The sequence below is a fragment of the Vibrio sp. TRT 17S01 genome (assembly GCF_050113695.1).
Lineage (GTDB): Bacteria > Pseudomonadota > Gammaproteobacteria > Enterobacterales > Vibrionaceae > Vibrio.
In genome coordinates this window covers 114,608-136,315 of the sequence record NZ_JBNJOG010000008.1, presented here as the reverse complement: position 1 = coordinate 136,315, position 21,708 = coordinate 114,608, and the positions used below count along the sequence as shown (strand labels likewise).

The 21,708-nt window shown below is 44.2% G+C and carries 18 protein-coding genes; 10 read left to right on the top strand and 8 right to left on the bottom strand.

Annotation, left to right across the window (positions count from 1 at the left end; genetic code table 11):
- The first annotated feature begins 12 nt into the window (after nt 1–12).
- Nucleotides 13–771, top strand: coding sequence for an SDR family oxidoreductase (locus tag ACQEXS_RS14085; protein WP_367990059.1), 759 nt, complete (start codon nt 13–15; stop codon nt 769–771).
- A 163-nt stretch (nt 772–934) separates the two neighbouring features.
- The gene (locus tag ACQEXS_RS14080; RefSeq protein ID WP_427014247.1) at nt 935–2,080 is read left to right on the top strand and encodes a DUF5666 domain-containing protein; all 1,146 of its coding nucleotides are present in this window, start codon (nt 935–937) and stop codon (nt 2,078–2,080) included.
- Between the two features lie 64 nt (nt 2,081–2,144).
- Here ACQEXS_RS14080 and ACQEXS_RS14075 read toward each other — a convergent pair whose 3' ends face one another.
- Nucleotides 2,145–3,383 carry a sensor histidine kinase gene (locus tag ACQEXS_RS14075; RefSeq protein WP_427014246.1) on the bottom strand — a complete coding sequence of 413 codons (1,239 nt, stop codon included), beginning with the start codon at nt 3,381–3,383 and terminating at the stop codon, nt 2,145–2,147.
- Nucleotides 3,355–4,023, bottom strand: coding sequence for a response regulator transcription factor (locus ACQEXS_RS14070; RefSeq protein WP_427014245.1), 669 nt, complete (start codon nt 4,021–4,023; stop codon nt 3,355–3,357). The genes ACQEXS_RS14075 and ACQEXS_RS14070 overlap by 29 nt, the downstream gene beginning before the upstream one ends.
- Before the next feature lie 91 nt (nt 4,024–4,114).
- Between ACQEXS_RS14070 and ACQEXS_RS14065 the strand changes: the two genes are divergently transcribed.
- From ACQEXS_RS14065 to ACQEXS_RS14050, 4 genes are all read left to right on the top strand, one after another.
- On the top strand, nt 4,115–5,269 hold the full coding sequence (locus tag ACQEXS_RS14065) for a DUF5666 domain-containing protein (RefSeq protein ID WP_427014244.1): 1,155 nt from the start codon (nt 4,115–4,117) through the stop codon (nt 5,267–5,269).
- A gap of 48 nt (nt 5,270–5,317) precedes the next feature.
- Complete coding sequence (locus ACQEXS_RS14060) at nt 5,318–5,683, top strand: YgiW/YdeI family stress tolerance OB fold protein (protein WP_427014243.1); 366 nt, start codon at nt 5,318–5,320, stop codon at nt 5,681–5,683.
- A gap of 288 nt (nt 5,684–5,971) precedes the next feature.
- Nucleotides 5,972–8,056 carry a TonB-dependent receptor domain-containing protein gene (locus tag ACQEXS_RS14055; RefSeq protein WP_427014242.1) on the top strand — a complete coding sequence of 695 codons (2,085 nt, stop codon included), beginning with the start codon at nt 5,972–5,974 and terminating at the stop codon, nt 8,054–8,056.
- 54 nt (nt 8,057–8,110) lie between these two features.
- Entirely contained in the window at nt 8,111–9,022 is a 912-nt protein-coding gene (locus ACQEXS_RS14050; RefSeq protein ID WP_427014241.1) for a siderophore ABC transporter substrate-binding protein, read from the top strand.
- 96 nt (nt 9,023–9,118) lie between these two features.
- Here ACQEXS_RS14050 and ACQEXS_RS14045 read toward each other — a convergent pair whose 3' ends face one another.
- Nucleotides 9,119–10,786 carry a 4Fe-4S dicluster domain-containing protein gene (locus ACQEXS_RS14045; RefSeq protein ID WP_427014240.1) on the bottom strand — a complete coding sequence of 556 codons (1,668 nt, stop codon included), beginning with the start codon at nt 10,784–10,786 and terminating at the stop codon, nt 9,119–9,121.
- Nucleotides 10,787–10,988: 202 nt separating this feature from the next.
- Between ACQEXS_RS14045 and ACQEXS_RS14040 the strand changes: the two genes are divergently transcribed.
- The 4 genes from ACQEXS_RS14040 to ACQEXS_RS14025 all read left to right on the top strand — a co-directional run bounded on the left by ACQEXS_RS14040 (nt 10,989) and on the right by ACQEXS_RS14025 (nt 15,781).
- The gene (locus ACQEXS_RS14040; protein WP_427014239.1) at nt 10,989–11,741 is read left to right on the top strand and encodes an electron transfer flavoprotein subunit beta/FixA family protein; all 753 of its coding nucleotides are present in this window, start codon (nt 10,989–10,991) and stop codon (nt 11,739–11,741) included.
- An 8-nt stretch (nt 11,742–11,749) separates the two neighbouring features.
- Nucleotides 11,750–12,697, top strand: coding sequence for an electron transfer flavoprotein subunit alpha/FixB family protein (locus ACQEXS_RS14035; protein ID WP_427014238.1), 948 nt, complete (start codon nt 11,750–11,752; stop codon nt 12,695–12,697).
- 80 nt (nt 12,698–12,777) lie between these two features.
- A complete protein-coding gene (locus tag ACQEXS_RS14030) occupies nt 12,778–13,680 on the top strand; it encodes a LysR family transcriptional regulator (protein ID WP_427014237.1) in 903 nt (300 codons plus the stop codon).
- A gap of 169 nt (nt 13,681–13,849) precedes the next feature.
- Nucleotides 13,850–15,781 (top strand): alkyl/aryl-sulfatase, encoded by a 1,932-nt coding sequence (locus tag ACQEXS_RS14025; RefSeq protein ID WP_427014289.1) that lies wholly within the window; start codon nt 13,850–13,852, stop codon nt 15,779–15,781.
- A gap of 61 nt (nt 15,782–15,842) precedes the next feature.
- Here ACQEXS_RS14025 and ACQEXS_RS14020 read toward each other — a convergent pair whose 3' ends face one another.
- The 5 genes from ACQEXS_RS14020 to ACQEXS_RS14000 all read right to left on the bottom strand — a co-directional run bounded on the left by ACQEXS_RS14020 (nt 15,843) and on the right by ACQEXS_RS14000 (nt 21,556).
- Entirely contained in the window at nt 15,843–16,841 is a 999-nt protein-coding gene (locus tag ACQEXS_RS14020; protein WP_427011330.1) for a 2-hydroxyacid dehydrogenase, read from the bottom strand.
- 167 nt (nt 16,842–17,008) lie between these two features.
- Nucleotides 17,009–18,628 (bottom strand): endonuclease, encoded by a 1,620-nt coding sequence (locus ACQEXS_RS14015; protein WP_427014236.1) that lies wholly within the window; start codon nt 18,626–18,628, stop codon nt 17,009–17,011.
- Between the two features lie 193 nt (nt 18,629–18,821).
- Nucleotides 18,822–19,079, bottom strand: a complete 258-nt coding sequence (locus ACQEXS_RS14010; RefSeq protein ID WP_427011328.1) for a hypothetical protein — start codon at nt 19,077–19,079, stop codon at nt 18,822–18,824.
- 134 nt (nt 19,080–19,213) lie between these two features.
- The gene (locus tag ACQEXS_RS14005; protein WP_427011389.1) at nt 19,214–19,492 is read right to left on the bottom strand and encodes a nitrogen fixation protein NifW; all 279 of its coding nucleotides are present in this window, start codon (nt 19,490–19,492) and stop codon (nt 19,214–19,216) included.
- 84 nt (nt 19,493–19,576) lie between these two features.
- Nucleotides 19,577–21,556, bottom strand: a complete 1,980-nt coding sequence (locus ACQEXS_RS14000; protein WP_427014235.1) for a U32 family peptidase — start codon at nt 21,554–21,556, stop codon at nt 19,577–19,579.
- Nucleotides 21,557–21,708 lie beyond the last annotated feature (152 nt).

The following is a 21,708-nucleotide window of genomic DNA, read 5'->3' as shown; positions in this document are numbered from 1 at the left end:
TGGAGAAGTAACATGGAACTGAAAGAGAGTGTGATTGCGATTACTGGAGCAGGGCAAGGATTAGGCCAAATGATGGCAATTACACTTGCTCAAGCAGGAGCTGAATTGGCGCTTATTGATGTCAATGAAGAGGGGCTCCATAGCACACAAGAACAGTGTAATATGCTGGGCACCAAAGCCTTATGTTACTCACTCGATATCACCAAAGAAGCGGATGTGGTGCAGGTTTTTGACGATATTGTGGCTGACTTTGGGCAGCTTGATGGTTTGGTTAACAACGCAGGGATCTTACGTGACGGTTTGTTGGTCAAATCAAAAGACGGTCAATTAACGAAAATGTCGTTGGAACAGTTTAACTCCGTTATTAACGTCAACTTAACCGGTACATTTTTGTGTGGACGTGAAGCCGCCGCTAAGATGATTGAAACACACACTAAGGGCGTGATCATTAATATTTCCAGCGTTTCTCGTGCCGGTAATATCGGACAAAGCAATTATGCGGCATCAAAAGCTGCTGTCGCGGCGTTAGCCACTACATGGGCGAAGGAACTTGCACGATATGGCATTCGTGCTGCGGCCATTGCGCCGGGGTTAATTCATACAGCCATGGCTCAACAAATGAAGCCAGAAGCCATTGAGAGATTTGAAAAGATGATCCCGATAGGGCGAATGGGGGAAGCGAACGAAATTGCTCATACAGTCAAATTCATCTTAGAAAATGATTATGTGACAGGCCGCGTGTTAGAGATCGATGGTGGGATCAGGATGTAACGTTAAATGCCGTTCGATAAGTTTACTCAGTGTTGAAGTATGAGGTTCTTTATCCGCTGAGTTTTTTCACATAGTGCTCATTAAGGTTGTCTATAATTTTATCATTAACGTTGTTCGATAAGCTATAGAGCTTGGTACGTCATTGATGAAGAGGGATATTAAGATGAGTCGTCTATTGGTGATGTTTACGTGCCTGATGATGATGGCATGTGGAGGAGGCGGTGGTGAAAGTAACAACACTCAATCAATACCATCTTCAGCTTATGGGACTATCGATTCGATATCTGGTAGCCAAATTACCGTCAATGGTCACGCTTACGATGTATCGTCGGTTAATTATGGTGCAACGAGCTTATCTTTATCTGATGTCCGTAAAGATATGATTGCGATTGTAAGCTCTGGCACGCAAACAAGAGAGTTGGCTTACAGTAACCACATTAACTTAGAGTTAGAACCAACCATTGCGGGCATTATTTCAGAGATCAACTATTCGACGGGTTCCTTTAAGGTGAATGGTATCTCCCTCACCTTCATCGGGCTTTCATCAGAAGTAGAGAATTTGGACTGGGTAATGGTTTCTGCATTTCCTGATGGTAGCGGTGGTTACATTGTATTATCGGTCGTGAAATTTGATGACTCGGAATTATTGGGTCAGGCAGAAGTTGAAGGTGTTGTGAGCGATCTAACGTCATCAACCTTTACGATAGGTGGCCTTGTAACGGTAGATTATAGTAATGCTTCTATTTTAGAAGGTGACTCGCTTGCAAATGGTGTCTGGGTTGAAGTAGTCGGGACATTTAGTGGCTCACTTTTTAATGCCACAACGGTAGAAGTAGAAGATTTTGACGATTTTTCGTCTGATGCTGAAATCGAAAGTATGATCACGTGGGTAGCTGATGATCTCTCGTCAATTCAACTAAATTACCTCGGTTATTTTCTAATAAACAGTTCCACTGAGTTTGAAGGTGGCGCTCAAAGTGACTTAGCGGTGGGTAAATTGGTTGAAGTAGAGTTTATCCGTCAAGCCGACGCTTTCATCGCAACAGAAATAGAATTTGAAGATGATGATTATTCAGGAAGTTGGGGAAACGCCGAAATAGAGTTTGAAGGCGTTGTGCAAAGTGAAAATGATGCTTCTCAATCATTTATTATTCGCGTTAATGGCAATGATCTTACGATTTTCGTTAATGAAAATACACGCTACGAAGATGGGCTCAGTTTTGGTTCTTTAGTGAGTCAGTCCATTGAAGTAGAGGTGTATCTGGTGAATGATCAATATATCGCTTATGAAGTGGAATTAAATAATTAAGCAAAGACGTGAGATTGCAAAAGTTAGATGCAATCTCACTTACCGGTTTGTTTGCTCCTAATGGTCAGTTGAATCGGACTTTTGCAGTGAAATATTGATGGTGTTCACTGGTTTCAAATTGCCAACCCATGCGTTCACTGATCCGTTGAACAATCACCAAGCCACAGCCGTAGCCTGCGTTGTAAGTCTCGTTTCCGTCATGTTGATTACAGATCACCAATTCATGATCGGTTAGGTTGATTTCTATGTCCCCAACGCTGTAGCTAAATGCATTTTTTATTAGGTTATTAATCACAATTGTTACAAAACTTTCTGGTGCGAGTAGGGTGTGTGTTGAATCAATGCGCAGCGAATAACCACAATTCTGCTTGGCAAAAAGTGGTGCCATTTCGTCGAGTTGTTGGGTTAGCGCTTGTGCTAAGTTTTGTTCAGTTAAGTGATGAGGCTCGATGGCCTCTTTTCCCAAGAGCAAAAAGGCTTCTGTCAGAACACGCATCTGGTCACTTGCTTGTAATAGCCGTTTAATCGCTTTATTAGCAATAGGTGGTTGTTCAGGGATCTTAGCCAGTAAATCAGAAGAGCCTTTGATGACCATAATCGGTGTTCGAAGCTCATGAGAGGCAAAGCGGCTGAACTCTTTTTCTCGCTGGAAGAATCCAGAAATGTGATTTTTCGAGTCGAGCAGCGTTTGCTCGATATGGCGAGTTTCAGCAAAAGCGGTTTCGACGTTAAATGTCGGCTGATCGGGCGGCATTTGTGTGATTTTTTCCTCGATGTGGTTCAATGGCTTAGACAATGAACGTACCAAGTAGAAGCCATAGACAATCATGACTAAGGAAATAATCCCTCCCATCAAAAAAGTAAAGTTGTGCAAACTCAACTCATATTCGTCGAGGTAGTCATCGGCATCGTCCTTAAACACGATATACATTAATCCATCTCCAGAAGGGTGAGGTGTGACAATGAAGTGTTTGTCTTCTTCACCCAGCAAATATTCATAAAATCCCGGAGACTGAAACTGTTGGAGCCAATTAGGTAAAGGTTGTTTACTCCAATAGGTAGAAAACTCTCCCTCATGGGGCAGCACAGCTTTATCGCCTAAGGTTTTGTATTCTTCGATGTAGCGACTAGCTTCCGTATCCAGCCAATGGTGCAGACTTATCACCTCCAATTGATTTTCTGCGACATAAATGACCGACCAAAACAAACTAAACATGGCGAAGGTCATGATAGCGAAGCTATTGCGGATCTTACGGTAAATACTAGGAAATGTTTTATGCTTTGATTCGGTAGCCTTGTCCATGAATGGTCTCTAATCTTGATTGCTCAAACCCTTTATCAAGGGCGCTTCTTAAGCCATAAATGTGGCTGCGTAAAGCGTCGCTTGACGGTGATTCATCTCCCCAAACGGAATCAATGACCTCTTGACGGCTGACGATTGCAGGGGCGTAGCGCATTAGAATTTTGAGTATGCGCAACTGAAGACGGCTGAGCTTAATCGGAGTGTCATCACGGAAGACTTCGTCGGTCTTGATATCGATGCGAATATCAGCAAATGCCAACTGTCCAACGTCTTGCCTTGGGCCTCGGTTCGCTAAAGCATGTACTCGGAGACTAAGCTCTTGCATGGCAAATGGTTTGAGTAGGTAATCGTCCCCACCAGCTTGGAATGCGGCAACCTTATCTTCGAGGGCGTCTTTTGCAGTGAGAAAAAGAACGGGTGTATCACAATAGAGTTCTTGTCTAAGCTTTGTTACCGCTGAAATGCCATCGGTTTTTGGCATCATGATATCCATGATGATGACATCATAATGGTGCTGTTTGACAAGCTGAATCGCGGCTTCACCATGATAGGCGCAATCAATGGTCATGCCTTCGAGTTCAAGATAGTCCGCGATGGTTTCAGCCACATTGTGGCTGTCATCGACAATCAGAATTTTCATAGGCTTATCACTTTTCTTCACGAGTGCTTCACGTTTGAGGCAATACCATACGCCGAGAATGAGAAAAGTTCGTCAGGAATCGAGGTAAAAAATGAAAAAAGTAGTGATTGCTTCAATGATTGGTCTATTTTTGGGCGGGTGTGGAGGCGGAGAGAGCAGTGATTCAGCACCTGCTAAGGCAAACCCATCGACTGTTCTCGGTACAATCGAGGCCATTTCTGGAGATACGGTCACGGTCAATGGTCACCACTACACGGTGAGCAAGGCGATTTACGCTAGCCAAGCGGTTCCTTTGTCTGAACTACGACCAAATATGTTGGTGGAAGTCAGATCTGGTACTTCTGCTCGCCGTAATACTGCTGCGAATAATGTCCAACTTCAACTTGAACCCACTATCACGGGATTTATCAGCGATATCGATCGTGGAGCCGGTTCATTTACAGTCAATGGTATTACCCTCAGTTTCACTCAGCTCTCTTCAGAGATAAGTAATGGAGATTGGGTGATGGTGTCTTCATTACCCACTGCAAATGCCGGGTACCACGTATTATCCGTCGTCAAGTTTGATGATGCGGATTTGGTTGGGATCGTCGAAGTCGAAGGGGTTATCAATAACTTAACCGATACTAATTTTGATTTAGGCGCTGCGTTGAATATTGATTACTCCAACGCCTTCGTCGAGGACAATGCTCAACTGCAAAATGGCTTGTGGGTTGAGGTGTCGGGTTCACTGAACGGTGCAAGTTTTACCGCAACCAAGGTTGAAGTCGAAGATCTTGAGGGTATAGATGATGATGCTGAAATCGAAGGGCTTGTCACTTGGGTTGCGAATAACAGCAATTCTTTTGAGCTTAATTATCGCGGACACATTGAGATCACGAGCCAAACCCGCTTTGAAGATGGGTCGAAAGCTGCTCTCAAACCAGGAGTGCGCGTTGAAGTCTCTACCTCGAAAAATGGCTCGCGTATTGTAGCAACCGAAGTTGAATTTGATGACGAGATCGGTAATGGGGACTGGGGTGACAGTGAGTCGGACTTAGAAGGCGTCGTGCAGAGTACAAACCAACTCGACCATAGCTTTGTGATCCGCACAGTTAACGCTGAGCATACCATTTTTGTTAATAACAATACGCGCTATGACGATGGACTTTCATTTGCCACTTTGCCAGCAAGACGAGTAGAAGCAGAAGTTACTCAAGTAAATGGTCAGTACATCGCGCAAGAAATTGAAGCCGAAGATGACTAAGTCGGCTGTTCCTGAAGTAAATCTATAAACAATGATTAAGGATTCATTATGAAAAAACTGCTGTTGGTTTCGATAACTCTTATTGCGTCTGCAATGGCAAACGCATCCACAGAAACAATTACTCAGCCCGCAGGTGGTTTTTCTGGCCCCGGTAGTGAAAGAATTAATACCGTTCAAGCTGCCAGTGAAGCTAGGGATGACAGTGCCGTTGAGTTGACAGGTAGCATTGTGAAAAGCTTAGGTGATGAACGCTACTTGTTCCGGGATGCGACTGGTGAAATGGAAGTGGAAATCGATCACGATAAGTGGGCTGGTCAAGAAGTTACACCTCAAGACAAAGTACAATTGTTTGGCGAAGTGGATTCCGAATGGAATGAAAAGTCAGTAGATGTTGATGTGATTAAAAAGCTCTAACATTTTAAGCGTCGTTTCTGACAACACTTTCAGTAGCGGCGCTCCATTTTGTAAACCATTAACTCGGGGCTCTTTACTATCCTTCCCACCTTTACACCTTCCGACCTTAAATTCGTAGATAAATATTTACACACCTTATTGATAATGAGATTGCTTATTGATTGCGTTTATATAAATTCACATGCTATACAGTGAGTCGAATAAAAAACAACAAATATTCAATAGTTTAGGGTTTCCTGTTCGGTTTATTTAGCCCTTACATTTCAGTTGTTAATATGGAGATTAATCATGGCGAATTTCAGCCAATCTGAAGTGCAGACTTTAACTACCAGCATACTTGCATCAAAAACATTATTAACGATAAGTACCGTAAGTGTCGTTATTGGAACATCTGCTATGGCTTCAGAGCAGGTTCAAGACAACTCAAAAGATCAGACTGAGGTCATTACTGTTATTGGTGAGAAAGTTGCTCGAACTATTTACGAAACCAGTTCTAGTGTCCGTGTGTATGACGAAGAGACCATTCGTTCGACACCAAATGCAACAGAACTTGATGACTTGTTACAGCTCACCCCAAACTTGGTTGATGTTGGCCAAAGCAACAGTTTACCTTCTATTCGTGGTGCTGATGGTTCGGGTCCTTCCGTGGGAGGTCTTGCAAGTTTCGCTGGAACAGCACCACGTCTCAATCTTTCAATTGATGGTCGATCACTAACTTATTCAGAAATTGCTTTTGGTCCTCGATCATTGTGGGATATAGAACAGGTCGAAGTTCACTTGGGCCCTCAAAGCTACGTGCAAGGGCGCAATGCCTCTGCAGGTGCGATCGTAATAAAATCAAAAGATCCTGAACATCACTTTGAGAGTAGTGTTAAAGGGGGATACGGAGAGCATGATTACTCACAAACTGCTGCGATGTTTAATGCGCCAATCGTCGAGGACCAGCTAGCGTTTCGGTTGAGCGTAGACCAGCAAAAACGTCGAACTGATCTCCCTTTGGCAACATATGAACCTGCAGGAGACAGTCGAAGAGTTGAAATGACAACAGCTCGTGCAAAATTGTTGTTCGAGCCTGCTCGGCTTCAAGGAATGAAAACCGTGTTGACCGTTGAGCATATGGATACTCGCTCCCCGCAAAGTGAAAACGAAATTGGTCTTTATTTTCCAAAAGAACGACCAGTTTATGAAACGAAAGCGACCAGTGGAATTTGGGTGCTTGATTGGCAAATAAATGATGAATTTGTGTTTGAAAACAACTTGATTGTTACGGAATACGAATATGAGCGGACTACTAATCCTTTAGGTTATCGTGCAGATTTTATTACAAAAGGAGATGAGTTCTCAGTTGAGCCGATAGTTCGATACAACGCCAGTGATGATATTCTAAGTGCGTTATTTGGAGCACGATACTTCACCAGTAAACAAGACGATGAATACACATCTACCCTGCAAGGTTATCCGATGGCAGGGGAGAGCGATACCATTTCTGTTTTTGCCGAAGCGACCTACAGTATATCACCAGTATTTGATCTAACAGTCGCTGGGCGTTTTGAAAAAGAAAACAAAAAACGTAGTGCGAATGTTATGCCTTTGTTTAACCTCGATTATGATGATTCAATCTCTGTTTTCCTGCCGAAATTGGATATCGCTTATAAACCAAAGAACGATCAAACAATTGGTTTCAAAATCGGTAAAGGTTACAACAGTGGAGGTGCGGGTCTAAGCTTTAACCGTTTTGCACGCGCGCCAATGAAGCCTTATGCTTTTGATAAAGAATTTGTCTGGAACTATGAATTTTACACGCGCCATAGCCTTGCAGGTGGAAATGTGGTGCTGACATCGAACGTATTTTTTAACGATTATGACGGTATGCAAATCCAGCAATATCTACCGGATGGGTATGTTCAGGTGCAGAACCTAGACCATGCACAAACTTACGGCGCTGAGTTGGGTATAAGCTGGATGGCAACCTATGATCTAGAGCTATTTGCCGCTCTTGGTCTACTCAAGACGGATTACAAACAGTCGGCAATAGAAGGGGGAGAAAGCAAAGAGTTACCCCGTGCGCCCGCATTGTCAGGTAACGTAGGAGCACTGTATGCATTTTCAGAGGACTTTGAAGCCTCGTTTAATGCCAGCTACACGGGCGCTTATTACTCTGATTTAGCAAACAGTGATGTTATCAAAATTGACCCATACTGGGTTGCAAATGCACAGTTATCCTATCTGTTTAGCCAGGGACGAGCGAATATCTTTGTTCAGAATATGTTTGACGAAGACAATGTTACTGAGATTTTCGATACCAACTCAATAGACGAACCACTCCGTCAGGCACCAAGAATGATTGGTGCTTCAGTAGAATTCTTCTTTTAACTTAATCAAAACACTGGACGTTCTTAACTGCGTCCGGTGTTTAGAGGACATAACATGAAAACTCTGTTCAAGTCGCTCATCATATTTGTTATTTTTTCATCAGGGGTCCACGCCACGCCAGTTACTATAGAGCATGAAATGGGGACGACTACTGTTGCCAAAAATCCGAGACACGTGGTTGTTATTGGAGCTGGTGTGTTAGACATGCTTGATTATTTTGGTATCGATCCTGTTGCCGTTAATTTCGATTATCAGCCTGATTATTTAAAGAAATATTCTCAGGCTCCTTATGTATCAGCGGGAACACTATTTGAACCGGATTTTGAAAAAATCTTCACGGTGAAACCTGATGTTATTCTTGCTGGACCTCGATCTGCGCCTAAGTATGACGAACTTTCGGATATAGCACCTACGATAATATTAACTCCAGATCTAAAAGACGGATACTGGGAAAGTACGCAAAAACAATGGCGTCATATTGGTCAGTTGTTTGATGTTTCAGATAAAGTCGAAAATACCATTACAAGGTTAGATGCTAAGTTTAAAAAGATCCGAGAACATAATAAGAAACATCCTAAAAAGGCGCTGACCGTTATGGGCGCTGGTGACAATGTGACTGCGTTTTCCACCCAATCCATTGTTGCATCAATTTATGTTGATTTTGGTTTTGTAGCAGCGGTTGAACAAGAGTTAAAAGAAAGTACTCATGGCGATCTGATCTCTTTCGAGTTTATACGAGAAGTGAACCCGGAGTATCTTTTTATTCTTGACCGAGACAAGTTAAGCAACCGGAAATCAACCCGTACGATAGAATCCTTTAACAATGATTTAGTCAAACAAACTCGCGCATTTCAAAATGGGCATGTTCGAAGTCTTAATTTCTTTGCATGGTATATCGCGATGGGAGGTGTAACCGCGACAGAATTGATGATTGAAGACATGAGCAATGTTCTGAATCTGGAATAAGCTAAATGGATTTACCATGGCCCGAATGCTCTATTTTAAATGGGTGGGTCATGGACTAAGCGGGGGCAGATATTGTTGTTTAGGAAGTGGCACAATTTACATGTTCCCGTATCCCGGCCCTCCGCCACCTTCTGGTGTTCGCCATGTAATGTTTTGCGATGGATCTTTAATGTCACAAGTCTTGCAATGTAGGCAGTTTGCCGCATTGATTTGAAGCTTGTTCGCCCCCTCGACAGACACAATTTCATAGACGCCAGCAGGGCAGTAACGCTGTGCCGGCTCTTCGAACATCACTAGATGATTGTTAATGGGTATGCTTTGGCTGGATAAAACCAAGTGACACGGCTGGTTTTCTTCATGTTGCGTGCCGGATAAATACAGAGAAGAGCTTTTATCAAAACTAATCTTGCCATCAGGTTTTTGATAGGTGATGGGATGACACTGTGAAGCGTGTTTTAGGTTGACGTAATCAGGACATGGGTCATCAAGATGCCAAGGTGCAATCTTACCCGTAAGTTTCATCCAAATATTGTGCTCAAACGTCGAGAGCATTCCCCCAAGAACACTACCGAATCGATGTTGTGCCGCGCTAAAGTTCCGACCTTCTAATAGCTCTTGGTATAGCCATGATGCCTGAAATAAAGATTGATAATCCGGTTCTGTTAACGCATTTCCAGCGGTTAGCTCAGCGAATACGGCTTCGGCAGCCAGCATTCCGGATTTCATCGCGGTATGAGTGCCTTTGATTTTAGCTGCATTCAAGGTGCCTGCATCACAACCAATCAATACACCGCCGGGAAACTGCTGTTTGGGCAGTGCATGCAGTCCGCCTTTGGCGATCGCTCTTGCGCCATATGCGATGCGCTCACCCCCTTCGAGAAAAGGTCTGATTGCTGGGTGATGCTTGTATCGTTGAAACTCGTCAAATGGACTTAAATATGGATTTTGGTAGTTTAAGTCCGTGATTAACCCAACCACGATTTGGTTGTTTTCACTGTGGTAAACAAAGCCACCGCCGGTCGAATTTGTCTCGCTCAATGGCCATCCTGCGGTATGTAATGCGAGCCCTTGTTGAAATTTCGGATGCGCTTCCGGTAGTTGCCAGATCTCTTTGATACCAAGAGCGTAATGCTGTGGCTGTTTTCCTTTGTTGAGCTCAAATCGTTTAATGAGTTGTTTGCCCAGATGGCCGCGAGCGCCTTCTGAGAAAAGGGTGTATTTCGCTTTGAGTTCAATTCCTGGTTCAAAATTATCTTTTGGTTGTCCTTGTTTATCGAGCCCCATATCTTGGGTTATTACACCAGTGACATGGCCATGGTCGTCATATTTGATGTTTGCAGCAGGAAAGCCGGGAAAGATCGCCACACCTAGCGCTTCCGCCTGTTGAGCCAACCAGCGACAAAGATTGGCTAAGCTAATGACATAGTTGTCGTGCGTATTATGCATGGGTTTTGGGGTAAGAAGTTCGGGAAGAGCGATATGATTATTTGCAGACGTTAAGTAAAGCAATTGGTCATCGGTGACATGGGTATTAACAGGCGCGCCCATTGCTTGCCAATCAGGAAATAGTTCATCTAAAGCGGTGGTTTCAAGCAAAGCTCCGGAAAGAATATGCGCACCAACGTCAGCGCCTTTCTCTACAACGCAAATATTTATTTCTTGCTGCATATTATGGCTAAGTTGAGCGAGCTTACAGGCGGCTGCCAGACCAGCTGGGCCAGCTCCGACAATAACAACGTCAAATTCCATGACTTCTCTTTCCATAGTGCGCGTATCCATCAACACATGAGTTGCTATTAAATATAGTCCAGTTGACGTAAACGTAAACTTTACTAAGCTCTTTAATAGGATTAAACACGCGCAATTTATGCCGTTATATTGAAGTAAACCAAGCGTGAGATAGACAAATAATCTTTTAAATCAATGCATTATTTTAACTGTGGTGGTTCTTACATGAGGGGGCTCTGTGAAAATTCTGGTTGCGATAAAACGAGTCATCGATCCTTACGTTAAAGTGAGAGTTAAGAGTGATGGCTCCGGTGTTGAAACAAACAACGTCAAAATGGCGATGAATCCTTTTTGTGAAATCGCAGTGGAAGAGGCGATTCGCCTGAAAGAATCAGGCGCGGCAGAGGAAGTGATCGTGGTGTCTATTGGTGAAACTGCTTGCCAAGAACAGCTTCGATCGGCTCTCGCTCTGGGGGCGGATAGAGCGATTCACGTCGAAACCTCATCGCCACTTGAGCCTTTAGCCGTCGCCAAGTTATTGCATGCGGTGATGCAGCAAGAGCAAGCGACTTTAGTCATTCTGGGTAAGCAGTCGATAGACAGCGATAATAATCAAGTGGCTCAAATGCTTGCGGCGATTGCACAGCGACCTCAAGGCACCTTTGCATCCAAAGTAACGGTTGAAGGTGAATCCGTCTTGGTGACACGAGAAATCGATGGCGGGTTAGAAACAGTGAAGTTGCAGCTACCTGTGGTGATCAGTACGGATCTTCGTTTAAATGAACCTAGGTATGCATCGCTTCCAAATATTATGAAGGCAAAACGAAAACCATTGGATGTGATTGCAGCAGAAAGCTTAGGGGTGGACATTAGTGTCAGGCAACGTGTGTTGCAAGTCATGTTACCACCACAGCGAAAAGCGGGAGAGCGTGTCGCCACGGTTACTGAGCTGGTTGATAAGCTGAAACATGAAGCCAAAGTCATCGAGTAGGAGGGGACATGGAAGAGATAAATCAAGCGGTGCTTGTTGTCGCTGAACATGATCATCAAACGTTATCCACGGACACTTTGTGTACTCTGAATGCTGCCAAACAAATTGGCTTTGATGTATGCCTGCTGGTTATTGGTTTTGATTGCGAAAATGTCGCCAAGCAAGCGAGTCAAATCGAGGGGATCAGTCAGGTTCTGCTCGTTGAGAATGAAGTTTACCAACCTCAACTTGCTGAAAACCTATCGCAATTAGTCAGTGAACTTGGCAAAACCTATTCTCATATCTTGGCGGCGGCAACCACCACAGGGAAGAACTTGCTACCAAGAGTCGCAGCAATGCTGGATGTGGGTCAGCTATCAGATGTGATTGCTATCGAATCCCCCGATACGGTGGTAAGGCCGATTTATGCAGGAAATGCGCTTGCTCAGGTGCAATCGAATGATGTGATTAAAGTAATTACGGTGAGAAGCTCTGCGTTTGATGCAGAAAAGATCACTGGTAGCCCTGTGTGTGCTATCCAGCGACTGGACCCCGTTTTTCCAAATGCACTTTCAACGTTAGTCTCGCAAGAAAAAGTTGCCAGTGAACGACCTGAGTTACCAGCGGCCAAAGTGGTGGTGTCAGGGGGGCGAGGGCTTGGCAGCAAAGAAAACTTTGCAATGGTGGAGCAGTTGGCAGACAAATTAGGTGGAGCCATTGGGGCATCTCGTGCTGCGGTCGATGCAGGGTTTGTCTCCAACGACTTGCAAGTTGGTCAGACGGGAAAAATTGTTGCCCCAGAACTCTATATTGCTGTGGGTATTTCAGGCGCGATCCAACACTTGGCGGGGATGAAAGATTCAAAAGTGATTGTCGCAATCAACAGCGATCCGGATGCCCCAATATTTCAAGTAGCAGACTATGGCCTAGTCGGTGACTTGTTTGACATTCTTCCGGAGTTAATCGAAGCCATTTAAATTTGTCAGCTGTTATTGAGCCGTGATCTCCTCATCGCATAATGCTACATTGCAGAATGCTTTTTGCGATGAGAAGAGTGATGGATTTAAACTTACTGAAGACATTTGATGTCGTGATGAAAACGCGAAGCGTAAATGAAGCCGCTGAAGCGTTAGGTATTACTGCTCCAGCGGTTAGTCATGCGTTAAATCGGTTAAGAGAGCAGTATCAAGACCCACTTTTTATCCGTCAAGGAAGAGGAATCGCCCCGACAACGGTGGCTATTGAGCTGCATGCAGAGATCCAAGAACCGCTCAACTTATTGCTAAATGGCGCACAATCTCGTCATGCGTTTATCCCTGAGCAAAGCCAACGAACCTTCCGTTTATCAAGCCATAAAGACTTAGACTTGATGATTTTGCCACCGTTAATTGCTTATCGTGATCAGTATGCGCCTAACGTAAAATTATCTGCAGACGTCGAGCACGTAAACGAAGTGGCTCGCCAAGCAGACTTGCGAATGCGTAAAGTGGATTTGGTGTTAGCGACCGTGCCGTTTGAAGAATATGGTTACCATAATCATTTAATATTTGAATTGCCTTTGGTTGTGGCTTGTTGTAAGACTCATCCCCGGATTAATCGTGAGGTGAGTTACCAACAATTCTTTGCTGAACGGCATTTACTTTGGCAAACCGAGCGGCAAAACAAAGCAATCCTCGAGTCCCTTTCTTCCGATGATCTACCGAAACGCGATATTGCCTATAAGACAAGCTCAATGTGCACTGCTTTGATGATGGCAGCCCAAACGGATTGGCTTTGTGTTACCAGTGAGTGGCATGCGCAACAGATGTCGGTGGCAGTAAATTTGAAGACGTTGCCTCTGCCATTTGAATTACGTAAGTTGCCCGTCTATATGACGTGGCATCAATCGCAGCACAACGACAAAGGCCACCAATGGCTTCGTGAAAGTCTGATTCAAGTGACCTCAAATTACGATCAATAACGTAATAATTTACCTTTGGATTAAATAAAACTAAATCCACATTTAAATTTCAAGCCATCGATCGTTTAATCCAGCATCAGTATCCTCTTTTCATCGACGAACAATGTGTGTTCGCTCCTTATGAGAGAGGTGACTTATGTTATTCAAAAAATCAGTTTTAGCTTTGGTCATGGTGTCTGCGTTGACACCGGCTTTGACTTACGCAACTACGGATGCTTCGCCAAAAGACGCGTCGGTGTTTACTCTTGAGAAGAACAAACAGCTCGAACACTATCTAGATTTTGCCAATCAACAAGACTTTAAAGATGCTTCACGAGGGTTCATTGCGACTTGGCCTGAAGATACGATTAAAGATAGTAATGGCAACGTTATTTGGGACTTCACCAAGTATAACTTTATCGATCAAGATGAAGATACCGCGACCATCAACCCATCACTTTTACGTCAGGCGAAGCTCAATAATATTGATGGCTTATTTCAGGTGAAAGACGGAGTGTATCAAGTTCGGGGCTTTGATCTGTCAGTGATGTCATTCATCCGTGGTGACAAGGGGTGGATTGTGATTGACCCACTTATCTCGCCAGAAACAGCTGCAGCGGGCTTAAAGCTGCTTCGTGACCATGTTGAAGATTTGCCTGTTACTGGGGTTATCTTCACCCACTCTCATGTGGACCATTTTGGTGGCATTCTCGGGGTGACGACACAAGCAGACATCGATGCCGGAAAAGTTGATATTCTTGCGCCAGAAGGTTTCTTCTCTCATTCCATTGCAGAAAACTTAATGGCCGGTAATACCATGTCACGTCGTGCCTCATATATGTATGGTAATTTGCTGGAAGCGAGTGCGACAGGGCAAGTTGACGGTGGTTTGGGCAAAACGACTTCTTCTGGGTCGCCGGGCATTGTGAAACCGACACACATCGCTAACATCACAGGTCAGGAGATGACGGTAGATGGCGTGAAACTTGAAGTGATGATGGCTCAAGAGTCAGAAGCACCCTCAGAGTTTATGTTCTATTTTCCGCAGTACAAAACGATGATGGCAGCGGAAGTGATGACGCACACCATACACAACATCTCGACGTTGCGCGGAGCAAAAACACGTGATGCTTCGTCTTGGGCGACTTATGTGGATCAAGCACTTCATACTTACGGTGATGAAGCCGATACCATGATTGCTTCTCACCACTGGCCGACTTTTGGTCAAGAGCGGATCAAGAATCAGCTAGCGAAAACACGGGATATGTACAAATTTGTCCATGACCAAACCTTACGTTTAGCAAATAAGGGATACACGCCAAACGAGATCTCGGCATCGATCCAATTACCAGACTCATTGGGTAAAGAGTGGTACAACCGCGGTTATTACGGAACGGTTTCACATAATGCGCGAGCCACATACGACTACTACTTTGGCGCGTGGTGGGATGGTAACCCTGCAAACCTCAACCCGCTAACGCCGACAGAACAAGGGACCAAGTATGTTGAAGCCATGGGTGGTGAAGACAAAGTCGTCGATCTTGCCAAAGAGGCCATTGAAAAAGGCGAATATCGTTGGGCGGTGACACTATTGAACAATGTGACGTTTGCGAACCCAGAGAATATGGATGCTCGTTACCTAGAAGCCGATGCAATGGAGCAATTAGGTTATCAAGCCGAGTCTGGTCCTTGGCGCAATTATTACCTTGGTGGTGCGAAAGAGTTACGTGAAGGCATTAAGCCAGTCGCGACGCCAAATACCGCAGCCATTGCGAAGAACATGCCGTTTGATCAGTTCTTAAAATACCTTGGCGTGACCGTAAAGCCGGAAGTCGCAAAACATCTTAATATGAAAGTTAATATTGAGGTGAAAGGGGACGGCAAGTACGCATTAGATTTAAGCAACTCGGTACTGAAGTCTTATTCAGACATGCAGTTTGAGCAGGCTGATTTGACCATTACGTTGACCCGCCAAGCATTTGAGAAAATGATCACCAAACAATCAAAACTGGAAAATGAGATTAAGCACGGTAGCTTTAAGGTGAATGACCAAGTTAAATTCAATGAATTGATGTCGGTATTTGACCAGTTTGAAATGTGGTTTGGCGTGGTGACTCCGTAACGGCGATTGACTGGCCTAGTTAAAACCAAAGCCCTCACGATAAACGTGAGGGCTTTTCCAATTACAATTTAATCAGTTCATTTCCGGAGGTTTCGCCGGCAAAGAACTTATCAACACTATCGAGCGTTGTGGTTGCGATGTTATGTAGTGCTTCATTAGTCAGAAAAGCTTGGTGGCCTGTAAACAGCACATTATGGCAAGCTGAAAGTCGGCGGAATACGTCGTCGACAATGATGTCATTCGACTTGTCTTGGAAGAACAAGTCTTTCTCATTGTCATAAACATCTAAACCTAATGCGCCGATCTTACCTTTCTTCAAGGCTTCAATCGCCGCCGCCGAGTCGAGTAATTTCCCACGGCTGGTGTTAATTATCATCACACCGTCTTTCATTTGATTGAACGCTTGTTCGTTGAGTAAGTGCTTGTTCTCAGGTGTTAATGGGCAATGCAGAGAAATGATGTCTGACTGAGCGAATAACGTATCTAAAGAGCAATACGTTGCACCCAGTTCAATCGCTTGTGGGTTTTCATATGGGTCAAAGCAAAGAATATTCATGCCAAGGCCTTTAAAAATACGCATTGCTGCAATGCCAATTTTGCCAGAGCCAATTACGCCAATGGTTTTACCAAAGAAGTTAAAGCCAACCAGCCCATCTAAAGAGAAATTGGCGTCTCTAGTGCGTTGATACGCCTTATGCAAGCGACGATTTAGGCACATCATCATACCGACCGTATGTTCGGCGACAGCTTCAGGCGAATAAGCGGGAACGCGCACGACTTGGAGGCCAAGTTCTTTGGCAGCTTCAAGATCGACTTTATCAAACCCAGCACAGCGCATAGCGATGATCTTAACACCATAACCAGCCAGTTTTTCAAGCACAGGTCGGGATAGGTTGTCATTGACGAACGCACACACAACGTCACTTCCCTTTGCCATTTGTGCCGTTTTTTCGTTGAGACGGAAGTCATGGAAGTGGAACTGAACCTCGGGGTTGGTGTTGGCGGTGTTGAAGGAGGTTTCGTCGTAGTTTTTTGTACTGAAGAAAGCAATATTGAGCATAGTAACCTCTCACTGACTGAGCAGATTTAGTCATACATATTTGTCTCATCTAAATGTGACACATAACACACTAAATAAAAACGCTAAGTATTGTGAGGGTATTTACGAAACAAGCGCACTGTTAGGTGCGCTTGTTCATGACCATTTTAATTCAATAAGATGTAGTTCTAGTTGCCCCAAATTTGACCGACGAATTCTGGGTGGTCGACAAATGGATTTCGATTACCCTGAAACTCGAACACGGCTTGATTGCGTTGGCGTTCTTTTTCACTGACTGGATCGTTTTGATGCCAGCGTTTTAGCATGCTGAGTACCCAAGGTTCGAATACTGTGGTGCGCGTGCCATTCAGTACCGCATCAGAGTTCGTTGTGTTGTTTTGCCAATTACCGATGACATTTTCGTAGCGGGTTGCCATATAGAAGTAGGCGCGGGCAAAGTCTCCTTTGAACTCATCAATCGGTTCAAATACGGTGCCGTTGTATCCCAACTGCGAACTGGCAGAGCCAAGTTTGGAACCATTACTGGATACGTAAGAGCTAGAGCCGACTTCACCAAATGGCCAGTTGCTGCGTTTGGCATTGACGTAGCCGTCGGTTGCAAATAGGTGATGGCCATCTGAATTCATCGGTTCGACTTTGCCACCAAACCAACTTTTCGGGAATGAGTGTTCTCGGTTGTAGCAATCGCCTTCTTTGCTGTATTGGCCACATTGGTTGGTCACTTTGGTGAACGATACCGAATCCGCCCCAGAAGGTTTCTCCGAGTAAACGTCTAGAATGGATCCATCATTTTCATAATAACGGTCGATATCGGCTTCTTTCACTAGGTTCCAAACCGCAGAATAACCTTGGCTGGTATGTGTTTTAATGATGTTGTGTAATGCCGTTTTTAGCTCAAAACCGTTTTTACCTACGGCAGCTTGATAATAATCTCCGGTTGGTGGTGGCGTGGTGCCACTATCACCTAAGGTAAAGTCGGTGGTCTGGCTATATTGGAATTCTCCGCCAGAGGCGAGTGTTTGCTGGTCTGTTGCTAGCGTATAGGTGCCATTTCCAGCGCTACAGCAGATACCGTCGCCGTAGCTGTCGTTAATGGTGAACTGATAGTCACCATCGGCAAGGCACATGGTTTTTGTAATGGTGGTTGAATTGTCGTAACCATTGCCAGAGAACAGCGTTTGGGACTGGCTGTCTTTCAGGGTCCAACTGGTTTCTGCCGCGTAACGGTCTGTCGTGAGTGTTAAGGTCACGGAGTGATCTTGGCATTGCTCTACGGGTGGGGTGGTGTCAGAACCGCTTGTTGGCTGAAAGTTATCGACATAAACGACTTCTGAACCGTCAAAGCCAGTAGTGTCGTAAAAACGCAAGCCCACTTGGATGGATTGATTACTATTTGCAGTGTAGGTGTAACTGATGGTTTGCCATTGGTTCGTTTTAGCGGGATCAGAATAGCCTTGATAACCATCCACAACCAAGCGCGCTTTCACGTGACCTTCGGTATGGAAAAGCGACACGTTGAACGGATAGCTTTTTCCTTGTTCAACATTAATGGTTTGCAATAAATCAGTGCTGCTTTGGCTTGCTGTATTGACTGCAACTTTTGCAGAGAGTCCGCCGGTTTTAATTTGGGTGCTAGAAGGGGTAACGGCGATGCCTGAATCAATGACTGTCCAATTGGATGGATTATTTCCATTCCATTGTTCAAAGTCACCGTTCACAATCTCGGCTTGTACGAGTGGAGAGCAGAGTAGGGTCAGTATGCTCAGAGTGTTGATTTTTGTTTTCATGTAACCTCCGATCTGATATCAAAATCCCAGATACCATAGACTTAAATTGGTTTAATGATGGTTACGAAGTTCTCATTTTAGTGTTAACTAAGGATTAAATTTCATAGATTTATGCAGCATATCTCGCAATTGATCAGTCGTTATGAAATGCAATCGATTTCATTTCATTGTGAGTAAACACCATTTCGCTTGTTTAACAGAATGGGCACTTAGCGAGTTTGGTTCCGACGAAGTAACCAGCGACGGCTATCACAATAAAAAACAGAACAGAAACGGAATATGCCAGATATTTAGATAAACCAAAGCCCCATGCAAAAGAGAAGGCTAACCCGTTTAGGGCCTCAGTTGGCCATTGAATTACAGGTAAAGGAGAACCTGCAGAGAGTAAAAAAATTAAGCCAACAACAGAAGTAAGCGCAACAAGTACGCCTAATACACGACTTTTATTCATAGCGTTTCATTTAAAACAACATAGCGCAGGCATTTTATAGCTGGTGGTGGTCAGAGACTACAGTTTTTACTCTAATTTCAATTGGTTGATGCTATTTTAACCAAAGACAATTCAGGACAATTATGGCGTGATGCTTATCTTCGCTGGCACGAGGTACAACCACGGCATGCTGAACGAGTATGCCGATCGAGCCGACTACGTTGTACTTTGCAATAGGCATTCTTCAATGCTCTTCGTGCAGAGAACCAATCATCCGGTTTTTCTAACAACAAATAGCCATTAAAGCGTTTGACCAATTGAGTACGATATTCATCAATGAATCGACGTTCAAAGCTGATCTCAAAATAATCCAAAGCTTGCTCTATCGAGGTAAAAGAAGCGATGATCTCTTGAATATGTTTCGGCTGGTTCATGCTAAGTAAGGTATTTGCTGGGTGAAGAGTTAGTCTAATCGCCAACTGCGCCACACAACTTGATGTGGCGCAATAGTCTCCATCTTACAATCCCTTGCGGTATTGAGCATTTCCGGTTGGTTGAATGCATTGATGCAGACGCGTAGGCGTTAAATTACCTTCAAGCAAGGACAAAAACTCCTTGATTAAAGTTGTTTTGTCGATGGTCACATTGGTCTCGGTTTGGATGTCTCGCAAATCAATCATCACGTCGGTAAACAGGCTCGGCAAGTCTGTCAGTATATCGAGATTGAGCACATTGTGTTCACTGTAGATAGCGTTGTGACTGCCTCTGAGTTTCTGGATAACGTAAGGGTTATCTTTAAGATTAATGATCGAAGTACGTTTATCACAACGTTTCAAACAGCCTTTGTTGACCTTAATTTTCTTGCACCCTTCGGTCTGTTGGAAAAGACACTGACGACTGGTGAGTAAGGTATTTGGGTGATAGACGCTATAAAACAGGCGCATAGACTCAGGACGCTTAATATGGCGCATTTGTTTCATATTCAGCTCATTCGAGACGAATGCACCAGTGGCATGAAACTCTTCATTCAAGCACTTCAGTGCATAGGAGTTTGTGGTGTTCATCTGTGGGCCTGCAACCCAGTTTAAACCAAGCTCATTGGCTATCATGCCAATACCAGAATTATTGGTGATCAGCTGCGTTGGCTTAACTTGTTCTAGAAAATCTCGCGCAGCAAGGTAATCGTCACCAATCAATATGGCAGGAAACCACGGTTTGAGCTGTGGATTCGCTTTAAAAACAGAGACCAGTTCAGCGCACTCTGATGCAAGGCCCATCGGCATTTGGTAATAGAGGTCAATGTCGTTTTCAGCTAAATGTAGATCATCAATAGACGAAATCAGTACGGAAAGGTGGGCCGTTTCATCGTTTGTGTCGTGGTCTGCTAGGGCAGGGAGCGCAGGGATATCAATGGCACCTTTCAAGCTAGCACTGGTTTGCCCGGTTTCTAATGTAAAGTCGTGTGTTTTTTCTGCCACTGTTTCAATAATGGCGGTTTTGGCATCATAAAGCTGCTTTTTAACCCGCTGAACATCATCAGTGCTTTGGCATTGATAGATTTTAGAAAAGTGTTTCACTGCATGGTCACGTGGGTTATCGATGTACATCGATTTGCCATAGTTTCCTTGCAAAAATGCGTTAGAAAAGTCGCGATTAAATACAGTGTATAGCTCGGTGGTGTCTGAAGATAATGTCTCACCGTCGCATAAACGATCAATCTGTTTGCGCCAGTTGTCGACCACGGTATAAACGTAATGGGATTTTTTGATCCGTCCTTCGACTTTGAGTGAGTAGACGCCCGCATCAGCAAGTGCTTCGAGATCACCAAACGCAGAATTGTCTTTCATGTTTAATGGGTATTGATGACCCGTTTTGGTGGTTTCATACTGTTCACGGCAGGGCTGACTGCAGCGTCCTCGGTTACCCGACGCACCATTTCGAGCTGAACTGATGTAACAAATACCAGAAAAGCCGATGCAATAGGAACCATGTACGAACACCTCCATCAACACGTTATGCTGCTTGCCAAATTGAGCCAGATGGCGGATCTCATCGATATTCAATTCTCGGGACAAATTAACACGGCTTGCCGTCAACTGATTTAGAAACAGTATTTGCCCTTCATTATGGGTATTTAGCTGGGTAGAAGCGTGAACATCTAACTCAGGAAAATGGTGTTTGAGAATATAGGCAAGGCCTAAATCTTGTACGATGACGCCGTCGATTTTTGTCGTTCTTAGCTGACTGAGTAAACGCACAATCGCAGGGATTTCACTTTCTAGGATCAAGACATTCAGGGTAAGAAAAATTTTGCATTGGTGCTGATGTGCCAACTCGAGCACCGAATTTAAGTTATCCAAGGTTAAGTTGGTCGCGCGATTTCTGGCATTAAAACGATCTAAACCACAATAAATGGCATCTGCACCGGCGGCGATGGCCGCTTTAATGGAGTCCAGATCGCCACCCGGAGCCAATAACTCAAACTGTTCTCGTGTCACTGAAGTCTACCTAGCAATAAAATAGGCACGCATTCTACGGGTTTCAGTTCCGCTTTGGTGATCTAGTTCAACCTTTATTAATCTGAATCAAATATCTATCAATTTAACGCTAGCTTAAGGTGTGGTGAAATAAAGAAAAGGCACTCTCGTAA